Here is a 9,091-nt window from a genome sequence, read left to right as displayed (position 1 = left end):
ACCAAGCTGCGCCACGTCCCGATGCCCGTGTGACCTGGGGTTTCCCCTGGCCGAACGCGCACCGAAACAATACCGCACTCCGACCGGTGATCGCTCACGCCTTTCCCGGGTCGGACACCGGGCACGGATCGGAACAAGCCGCCCCGGGCCCGCTCCCGGGCCCGGCGGCCGGGACGGGCCGGAACGTGGCGGGTCGCACGCGTGACCCAGATCACCGGCCGCCGTCGTGCCCCACCGGCGCGGGCCCCGCCGAAAGCACCGGACCGGCGGCCAGGGCGGGGGCGTCGGCCCGGACCAGGCCACGGATCGCCGGTATGGCGAACAGGGCGACACAGACCGTCACCGTCATGACGCCACCCGTGAGCAGCACCGCCTCCGCGCCGAAGGCGGCCGCCGCGGGACCCGCGAGGGCCTGGCCCACCGGCAGCATGGCGAGGGAGCCCGCGACGTCATAGGCGTGGATCCGGTTGAGGACGTCCGGCGGGACCTGCGTCTGGACGCTCGTCGCCCACATCACTCCCCAGAAGGAGACGCCCGCACCCGCGACGGCCGCGCCCGCCGACATCAGCGGGACGCTCAGCTGGGCGCCGACGGCGGTGGGGAAAGCGGCGTAGGCGACGAGCGCCACGGCCCCGGCGCGGAGCATGCGACGGGGGCGCAGCCGCAGGGCGAGCAGGCCACCGAGGACGGTGCCCGCCCCCAGGGCGGAGTTCACCAGGCCGTACGCGCCCGAGCCGTGCTCCTGGACGACGAGGGTCGCCACGAGCGGCACGGTCGGCCCCGTGGTCGTGATCATCAGCACGCTGAAGACGGCGATGACGCTCCACAGCCAGGTGCGGGCCCTGAACTCCCGCCAGCCCTGCACGAGGTCCGCCCGGAAGCCGTTGCTGTGCGGCTGCGACCCCGGGCGTGCGGGCGGCAGGCGGAGCAGGAGGAGGCACAGGGCGCTGAGTCCGTACGTGGCCGCGTGCGCGGCGAAGACGGCGCCGGGCGAGGCGAGGCCGACCAGGACACCGGCGGCGGCCGGACCCGCGAGGGACGCGGTCGACTCGGCCACGCGGATCGCGCCGTTCGCCTTCTGCACGTCGTCGGCGAGGCGCGGGACCGTGCTGGCGACGCCCGGCTGGAAGAGGGCGGCCGCCGCGCCGTTGACCGCGCCGATCGCGCAGATCTGCCAGAGGACGACGTGGCCGGTGAAGAAGAACACCGCGGCGAGCGACTGGGTGCCGAGCCGGACGAGGTCGGCCCCGATCATCAGCAGGCGCGTGCTGAAGCGGTCGGCGAAGACCCCGCCGAAGATGACCAGGCCCGCGAAGCAGACGGTCGTGGCCGCCATCGCGAGGCCGACCGCTCCGGCGCCGTGTCCCTCCCGCAGCAGTCCGGCGGCGAGGGCGACCGGCAGCATCGTGTCGCCGAGCTTGGCCACCGTACGGGCCGCGAAGAACAGGCCGAAGTCGCGCGACCAGATGGGGCGGGCGCCCTCGTCGCCTCTCGCCGGTGGCCTCGATCGCCCTTGCGCCCCCGATTTCCTTTGTGCCCCCGATTTCCCTTGTGCCCCCGAACCCGTCGGCACGTTCCCCGACCCCTCCCTACGGCAACGGTGGGATCATGCCACGGAGCACAGACAGCGCTCTCTGCAAATCGGGCCGTGGACCGAGGCGGTCAGCGCTCCGCGGGCGCCACCCCCAACTCGGGGTGCTCCTCCAGGAGTCGGGGCGGCGCGGCCTGGCGCCAGGAGTCGGCCAGGATGTCCGTGAGCTCGGCGGTGTCCAGGGCGGCGAGGCGCACCCGCACCCAGGCCGAGCTCGCCTCATGGGCGGCGACCCAGAACTTGTCCGGCTCGGCGAGGACCAGTTCGTCGCGCTCGACCTTCGGGCAGCGCACGGCGAACGACGTCTCGTCGTCGGGAACCGTCACGAACATCTTCCCGGCGACCCGGAACGTGGGCATGCTCCACGCGATCTTCTCCACCGTCTCCGGCAGGGCGAGCGCGATGCGGCGCACGTCGTCCAAGGTGACACGGGCACGGGATCTGGACTTCGACATGTGATGAACCGTAGCCAACGCCACTGACAGCGCCACCGAGAGCGCCCCTCGCAGTCACCTGACGGCGCCCTCCGGGCCTCAGAGCACCCGCTTGTCCAGCCAGGCCGTCAGGTCCTCCTGGACCTCGTCACGGTTGGTCTCGTTGAGGATCTCGTGGCGGGCGTCCGGATAGCCCTTCCAGGTGAGGTCCTCGGCGCCCGCGTACCGGAAGTCCTCCAGGAGTTCGTGGACGAGGGTCATGCGCTGGTTGCAGGGGTCCTGCTCGCCGACGGCGATGTGGATCGGCAGGTCGGCGGGGACGCGCGCGATGTTGCGCGGGTCGTTGATCTTCCGCACGGCGCGCACCCAGTCCAGGGAGAGGCCCGCGGAGAAGGCGAATCCGCAGCGTTCGTCGGCGGCGTAGGCGTCGACCTCGGACTCGTCCCGGGAGAGCCATTCGAAGCCGGTGCGGTGCTCGTAGGGGTCGTTGAACGAGGCGAAGAGATCGGGGACGTACGAGGAGAGTGCGGCTCGTCCGCGTTCGGCCACCTCGCGTTCCAGGCGGGCGATGGACCCCTCGATCTCGGCGCCGGGCAGCGAGCGGAACGTACCGGAGAGGATCACTCCGGCGAGTCCGTCGGCGTACTCCTGCGCGTAGTCCCGCGCGAGCATCGAACCGAGGCTGTGCCCCAGGAGGAAGAACGGGGCGCCGGGGTGCAGCGTGCGCACCTGGTCGCCGATGGCCTTGAGGTCGTCGACGACCGCCCGCCAGCTGTCGGCGTCCTCGGGGCCCGCCGTATCGGACGTCACTCCGTAGCCACCGGTGGCCTGGGCGGTGGCGCCGTGGCCGCGGTGGTCGGAGGCGACCACTCCGTAGCCGTGCCCGGTCAGGTGGCGGGCGAAGCGGTCGTAGCGCAGGGCGTGCTCGGCGGCTCCGTGCGCGATCTGCACGTACGCGCGGGGCCTGCCGTCGGCCGGCAGCCAGGTGTACGTGGCGACGGGCACGCCGTCCGCCGCGTTGAGCAGTCCCGCGGTGTACGCGGGGGCGGAGGCGGTGGTGTCATCGGCTCGGTCGGGCATCGCGAGGGCTCCCTGGTGGGTACGGTCGGCGGTCTTGCGGGCAGCTTCCCCCGCACGCGGGACGTCATGCGGACCTTTCGCCCCTTTCGACTCCCCCACTTCTTGCGGTCCTCCCGGTTCTTCCAACCCATTGACCCTTCGCGGAACCGGAACCTACCCTGAGTCCCGCACCGTGAAAGCGCTTTCTAACAGGTGCTTCCCCCGCACCGCGCACACGCAACTCACCGCACCACGCGACTCACCGCACACCCGGCGACCGGCAGCCGGCCATCAGCCAAGCCAGCCCAGGGAGCGCCATGAGTTCCATGAGTTCCGCGAGTTCCGCGGCTCCGAGGAGAGTGCCGAGAGGCGCACCGAGAGCCCTGCTCGTCTTCGTCGCCCTGCTCGCGCTCGTCGTGGGCCTCGGGATCGCGGCCCCGCCCCGCGCCGAGGCCGCCCCCGCCTTCCGAGTCCTGGTCTTCTCCAAGGTCACGAACTACCCCCACGACTCCATCCCGGCGGGCATCGAGGCGATCAAGAAGCTCGGCGGCGAGAACGGCTTCGAGGTCGAGGCCACGGACGACGCCGGGGCGTTCACCGACGCCAACCTGGCCCGCTTCCAGGCCATCGTCTTCAACAACACCAACTCCACGCCCGAGAAGGGCGATCTCCTCGACGCCGGGCAGCGCGCCGCGTTCCAGAAGTACGTCCGGGCGGGCGGCGGCTGGGTCGGGCTGCACGCGGCGTCGGCGAGCGAGCGCGACTGGGACTGGTACGAGGGCCTGGTCGGGGCGATCTTCGACAAGCACCCCGCCGTCCAGAAGGGACGGGTCAAGGTGCTCGACCGCGCGCACCCGTCCACGAAGGGGCTTCCGGAGCTCTGGGAGCGCGAGGAGGAGTGGTACAACTGGCGCACCAATCCCACGGGGAAGGTGCACACCCTCGCGCAGATCAAGGTGCGCGACGGCGTCACGGGGCTCGACGAGGGCGCCGACCACCCGTGGTCCTGGTGCCAGAACTACGACGGCGGCCGCTCCTGGTACACGGCGGGCGGGCACGCCGAGTCGGCCTTCGAGGAGGAGGGGTTCCTCCAGCACGTCCTCGGCGGCATCCAGTGGGCCGCCGGTGACAAGCCGGGTGACTGCACGGCCACCAAGACGGGCGCCTTCCAGCGCACCCCGCTGGCCACCGCGGACCTCGCCGACCCGTTCGAGCTGGCCGTCGCGCCCGACCGCCGGGTCTTCTTCGTCCAGCGCACGGGAAAACTGAAGACCATCGACCAGGAGACGCTCAAGGTCTCCACGGCGCTCGACCTCGCGTACACGCCGGAGATGACGAGCCAGTCGGACGGGCTGCTCGGTCTCGCACTGGATCCGGAGTTCCAGGACAACCACTGGCTGTATCTGCTGCACTCCGACAAGACGGAGAAGCGGATCAATCTGTCCCGCTTCACCGAATCCGGCGGGAAGGTCGCGGCGTCGTCCGAGAAGCGGCTGCTGACGATTCCGACATGGCGCGGCGAGGGCCGGGCCAATTCGCACATGGCGGGGTCGATCGCCTTCGACAAGAAGGGTGATCTGTACGTCGCGACGGGCGACAACACCGATCCGTTCGCGTCGGACGGTTTCGCGCCGATCGACGAGCGCGAAGGGCGCCGTGCCTGGGACGCGCAGGGCACCGCGGGGAACACCAACGATCTGCGCGGCAAGATCCTGCGGATCACGCCGAAGGACGACGGGACGTACGCCGTGCCGGAGGGGAACCTCTTCCCGCCCGGTACGGACAAGACGCGCTCCGAGGTGTACGCGATGGGGCTGCGCAACCCCTTCCGCATCACCACGGATCCGATCAGCGGCGCGCTGCTGATGGCCGACTACGGCCCCGACGCGAAGAAGGCGGTGGCGGACCGCGGCCCCGAGGGGACGGTCGAGTTCGACCGGATCACCAAGGCGGGCAACTACGGCTGGCCGTACTGCATCGGCGACAACACGCCGTTCAACGACTACGACTTCGCGACGAAGACCTCGAAGGACGAGTTCGACTGCGCGAAGATCGTCAATGACTCGCCGAACAACACCGGCCTGCGCGAACTGCCGCCCGCCCAGCCCGCGAACGTCTGGTACGCCTACTCCGAGTCCAAGGAGTTCCCCGAGCTCGGCACGGGTGGCGGCGGCCCGATGAGCGGTCCCGTGTACGACTACGACGCGGCGAACACGTACAAGACGAAGTTCCCCGAGTACTTCGAGGGGAAGTGGCTCGCGTACGAGCTGACCCGGCAGTGGTTCAAGACCTTCTCGATCCAGGAGAAGGACCAGTCGTTCTCCGACCCGCGTTTCCCGCCGGCCAAGAAGGGCGATCTGCAGTCCATCAACTCCGTCTTCTCCAACATGAAGTGGAATCAGCCCTTCGATGCCGACTTCGGTCCTGACGGGGCGCTGTACGTGATCGACTTCGGGCTCGGCAGCGGCACGGGCCGCGGCGGCAGCAACGAGGGCTCGGGCATCTACCGCATCGACTACGTGGCGGACGGCCGCCTCCCGGACGCCCGGGTCACCGCGACGCCGGACAACGGGCCCACGCCCCTCACCGTGAAGTTCTCCGGCGAGGGTTCGGGGCTGCCGGACGGCACGCCCGTCACCTACGCCTGGGACTTCGACGGCAACGGCACGACCGACTCCACCGAGGCGAACCCTACGCACAAGTACACCGCGAAGGGGCAGTTCACCGCCCGTCTGAAGGTGACCGGGCCCAACGAACTGAGCGCTCTCGCGGTGCGGGACATCACGGTCGGCAACACGCGGCCACAGGTGACGGTCCAGCAGCCGCCGAACGGCGGGACGTTCAGCTTCGGGGACACCATCCCGTTCAAGGTCAAGGTGACGGACCGGGAGGACGGCCGGATCGACTGCGACCGGGTCGTCGTACAGTCCCAGCTGGGGCACGACACCCATCTGCACCCACTGGACAACTACAAGGGCTGCGCGGGCGAGATCGTGACGGATGCCGGTGACAGCCACGGCCCGGGGCAGAACCTTTACTACGGCATCACGGCGCAGTACGAGGACAAGGGAGCGGGCGACGTGCCCGCGCTGACCGGCTCCGCCTCGCTGACGCTGCGGACCTCCTACCGCGAGGCCGAGCACCGGACCGCCACGGGCGGCGCGCACGGCGGGGCGGACACCGGCGACCGCGCGGACGCTTCCGGCGGCAAGCGGCTCATCGAGATCGAGGACGGGGACTGGGTCTCCTTCGACCCGGTGCACCTCAAGGGCGTCGACTCCGTGACGGTGGGCGCGGCCTCGGGCGGTCTCGGCGGTGACGTCGAGTTCCGCGCCGGATCCCCCACGGGCAAGCTGCTCGGCAAGGTGAGCGTGCCGAACACGGGCGGCTGGAGCAACTTCGTCTCGCCGACCACCGACCTCGCCGCCCACGACGGCACGACGAAGCTCTACGCCGTCTTCACCAACCCCGCGTGGTCGTCCGACGAGCCGGACCTCCTCACCGTCGACTGGCTGCACTTCAACGGCCCCGGGGCCGAGAAGAAGACCGGCGCGAAGGTGACGGTCAAGGCGGCACCGGACACCGGCCCGGCGCCCCTCGCCGTCAAGCTGACGAGCACGGTGCAGCTCCCGGCGGGCCGCACCGCGGCCTCGTACCACTGGGACTTCGGCGACAACTCCAGGCCCGGCGGCACGGAGAGCGGCAGCGCCGAGCACGCGTACGCGCGCGCGGGGACGTACACGGCGCATCTGACCGTCACCGACGACAAGGGCGACACGACGACCGGCGCTGTCCGGATCACGGCGAAGTGAGGACGACCATGACCGGATCTCCGAGCGCGTCTTCCGTGAACGGCGCCAGGCGTGCCTTTCTCCGTACGTGCGCCGGTACGTCCCTGGGGCTCGCGGCGGCCGTGGGCGGGGCGCTGCCCGCGCGGGCGGCGGAGCGGGCGCACAAGCGGCGCGTCCCGCGCGGCGGCATCGGCATGCACCTGTACACGATGCGCGACGCCCTGGCCCGGGACTTCGCGGGCACCCTGGAGCAGCTCGCCGACATCGGCTACGCGACCGTGGGGGTGAGCGGCCGCCACGGGTACGACGCCGCCGGGATCCGGCGGATGCTCGACGCCGTCGGCCTGCGTGCGGTCCTTGAGCACGTCGCCTATCCGACGCTCACGGGCGCCGGACTCCCCCAGGCGCTCGACGACCTGCACGCCTTGGGCGCCGAGTGGCCCGTGGTGCCGAGCCTGCCCGGCGCGCTGCATACGCCGGACGGGTTCCGGGAGGCGGCGCGGCAGTTCAACCGGATCGGGCGCGCCTCGCGCGAGGCGGGGCTCGGGCCCGTGCTGTTCCACAACCACGGCACGGACCACGTGGTGGTCGACGGCTCGAACCTGTACGACGTCCTCCTCGCCGAGACCGATCCCGAACTGGTCGGCTTCGAGCTGGACGTGTACTGGGCGGTGAAGGGCGGCGCCGATCCGGCGACGTACTTCCGGCGCCATCCGCACCGGTTCCCCGCGCTGCACGTGAAGGACATGGCTCCCGACGGCGGCTTCGCCGACGTCGGCTCGGGGACGCTCGGCTTCGCCGCGATGTTCGCCCACGCGCGCGTGGGCGGCGTCCGGCAGTGGCTGGTCGAGCACGACTCCCCCGCGGACCCGTTCGCGACCGCGCGGAACAGCTACGCGTACCTGGCGGCGCTGCGGTACTGACGTGCCGCCCGCCCCGGCTCGGCGTCGGTCACCCGGCGCCGAGCCGCTTGTAGAAGAGGGTCGTCGGGTGGAGGGCTCCCGAGGGGTCCGCCGCGTAGTCGGGGATGGTCCCGGCCTCGGTCCAGCCCGCCCTGCGGTAGACGGTCTCGGCGGGACTGCCGGTCTCGGTGTCGAGGACGAGGAGGGTCACGCCCGCCTCCGCCGCCGTGTCTTCCGCGGCGGCCAGGAGGGCGCGGGCGAGGCCCTGTCCGCGGGCCGTGCTGTGCACCATCAGCTTGGCGATCTCGGCGCGGTGGCGGCCGTTGGGCTTGTCGGTGAAGGCGACGCTGACGGTGCCCGTGACCCGTCGGTCGTCCCGGTGCCCGTCGCGGGCCGCCCAGACGGCGAGGCTGCCCGCCTCGACGGCCGGGGCGAGTCCGTGCCACCAGGTGTGCGCCGCGGCCCGGTCCAGGTCCGCGAGGAAGCCGAGCGAGCTGCCGCCCCGCACCGTGTCGACCAGCAGCTCGGCCAGTTGGCCGGAGGCGTCGCGGAGCCCGGTCGCGTCCAGGCGTTCCAGGCGCGGGCCGCCGGTCCTGAGGCCGCCGGTGACCGGTCCACCGGCGGTCGGGCCGCCGGTCAAGGCCTCACCACCACGAGCGCGTACCGCACCGCCTCCTCGCCCGCGCAGCGGAACCGCGACGCGCCCCACAGCCGGAAGCGCAGGCAGTCTCCGGTCCGCAGGGTGTGCGGCTCGCCCTGCACCGTGACCTCCAGGGCTCCTTCGAGCACCCAGATGTGCTGTTCCAGGCCGGGCACGGGCGGCCGGTCGTAGGCGATGTCGGCGCCCGGCTGCAGTCGGCCCTCGACCAGTTCGCCACGCATCCCGGTGCGGGGCGGCGAGACGGCCCAGCGCATGAAGCCCGCCTCGTCGTCGGCCCAGACCGCCTGGTCGACGGCGCGCACCAGCTGGGCGGGCTCCGCCTCCACCTCGCTCAGGAGCTGCGACATGGTCCGTTCGTAGACGGCACAGAGCCGGTTCAGGAGGGCCGCGGTGGGGCTGATCTCCGCACGCTCGGCGCGGGACAGGGTGGAGCGGCTGATCCCGCTCAGTTCGGCCAACTCGCCGAGGGACCAGCCGCGTTCGGCGCGCAGCTCGGACAGTCGCGCGGCGAGGCGCGCGTCGACTCCATCTCCGTCGTGTTCCATATTCGGGAAAGTATCCCGAATGCGGGAACGGCGGCAAGGTCGGCCGCGTGTGGGCTGCGTCTCGGCCCCGCGGAAGGAGCCGACCCCCGGCCCCGCCCTGCCCTCAGT

7 protein-coding genes are annotated in these 9,091 nt (G+C 71.7%); 2 read left to right on the top strand and 5 right to left on the bottom strand.

The genetic code is table 11. The features are described 5' to 3' along the window. Window positions 1–211: 211 nt before the first annotated feature. The 3 genes from AOK03_RS09305 to AOK03_RS09295 form a co-directional block, all read right to left on the bottom strand. Window positions 212–1,468 (bottom strand): MFS transporter, encoded by a 1,257-nt coding sequence (locus AOK03_RS09305; protein ID WP_055564706.1) that lies wholly within the window; start codon window positions 1,466–1,468, stop codon window positions 212–214. A 194-nt stretch (window positions 1,469–1,662) separates the two neighbouring features. Next, the gene (locus AOK03_RS09300) at window positions 1,663–2,046 is read right to left on the bottom strand and encodes an MmcQ/YjbR family DNA-binding protein (RefSeq protein ID WP_055564703.1); all 384 of its coding nucleotides are present in this window, start codon (window positions 2,044–2,046) and stop codon (window positions 1,663–1,665) included. Between the two features lie 78 nt (window positions 2,047–2,124). After that, window positions 2,125–3,105: an alpha/beta fold hydrolase gene (locus tag AOK03_RS09295; protein ID WP_055564702.1), complete on the bottom strand. Its 981-nt coding sequence runs from the start codon at window positions 3,103–3,105 to the stop codon at window positions 2,125–2,127. 296 nt (window positions 3,106–3,401) lie between these two features. Between AOK03_RS09295 and AOK03_RS09290 the strand changes: the two genes are divergently transcribed. Together AOK03_RS09290 and AOK03_RS09285 are read left to right on the top strand one after the other, a co-directional pair. Next, complete coding sequence (locus AOK03_RS09290; RefSeq protein WP_425264365.1) at window positions 3,402–6,896, top strand: ThuA domain-containing protein; 3,495 nt, start codon at window positions 3,402–3,404, stop codon at window positions 6,894–6,896. Window positions 6,897–6,904: 8 nt separating this feature from the next. After that, window positions 6,905–7,798, top strand: coding sequence for a sugar phosphate isomerase/epimerase family protein (locus AOK03_RS09285; protein ID WP_079074585.1), 894 nt, complete (start codon window positions 6,905–6,907; stop codon window positions 7,796–7,798). A 28-nt stretch (window positions 7,799–7,826) separates the two neighbouring features. Here AOK03_RS09285 and AOK03_RS09280 read toward each other — a convergent pair whose 3' ends face one another. Both AOK03_RS09280 and AOK03_RS09275 read right to left on the bottom strand, forming a co-directional pair. Continuing rightward, window positions 7,827–8,354: a GNAT family N-acetyltransferase gene (locus AOK03_RS09280; RefSeq protein WP_055564704.1), complete on the bottom strand. Its 528-nt coding sequence runs from the start codon at window positions 8,352–8,354 to the stop codon at window positions 7,827–7,829. A gap of 59 nt (window positions 8,355–8,413) precedes the next feature. Further along, on the bottom strand, window positions 8,414–8,983 hold the full coding sequence (locus tag AOK03_RS09275) for a helix-turn-helix domain-containing protein (protein ID WP_055564700.1): 570 nt from the start codon (window positions 8,981–8,983) through the stop codon (window positions 8,414–8,416). Window positions 8,984–9,091 lie beyond the last annotated feature (108 nt).

The sequence above is a fragment of the Streptomyces atriruber genome (assembly GCF_001418325.1).
GTDB classification, from domain to species: Bacteria; Actinomycetota; Actinomycetes; order Streptomycetales; family Streptomycetaceae; genus Streptomyces; species Streptomyces atriruber.
Note: the sequence above shows the minus strand (reverse complement) of the source record. Positions and strands in the feature narration are given on the sequence as shown.

What these genes read in the sequence shown, in the direction of transcription:
- AOK03_RS09275 (WP_055564700.1), bottom strand. Translation starts at nt 8,983, where the DNA reads ATGGAACACGACGGAGATGGAGTCGACGCGCGCCTCGCCGCGCGACTG.
- AOK03_RS09295 (WP_055564702.1), bottom strand. Translation starts at nt 3,105, where the DNA reads ATGCCCGACCGAGCCGATGACACCACCGCCTCCGCCCCCGCGTACACC.
- AOK03_RS09285 (WP_079074585.1), top strand. Translation starts at nt 6,905, where the DNA reads ATGACCGGATCTCCGAGCGCGTCTTCCGTGAACGGCGCCAGGCGTGCC.
- AOK03_RS09300 (WP_055564703.1), bottom strand. Translation starts at nt 2,046, where the DNA reads ATGTCGAAGTCCAGATCCCGTGCCCGTGTCACCTTGGACGACGTGCGC.
- AOK03_RS09290 (WP_425264365.1), top strand. Translation starts at nt 3,402, where the DNA reads ATGAGTTCCATGAGTTCCGCGAGTTCCGCGGCTCCGAGGAGAGTGCCG.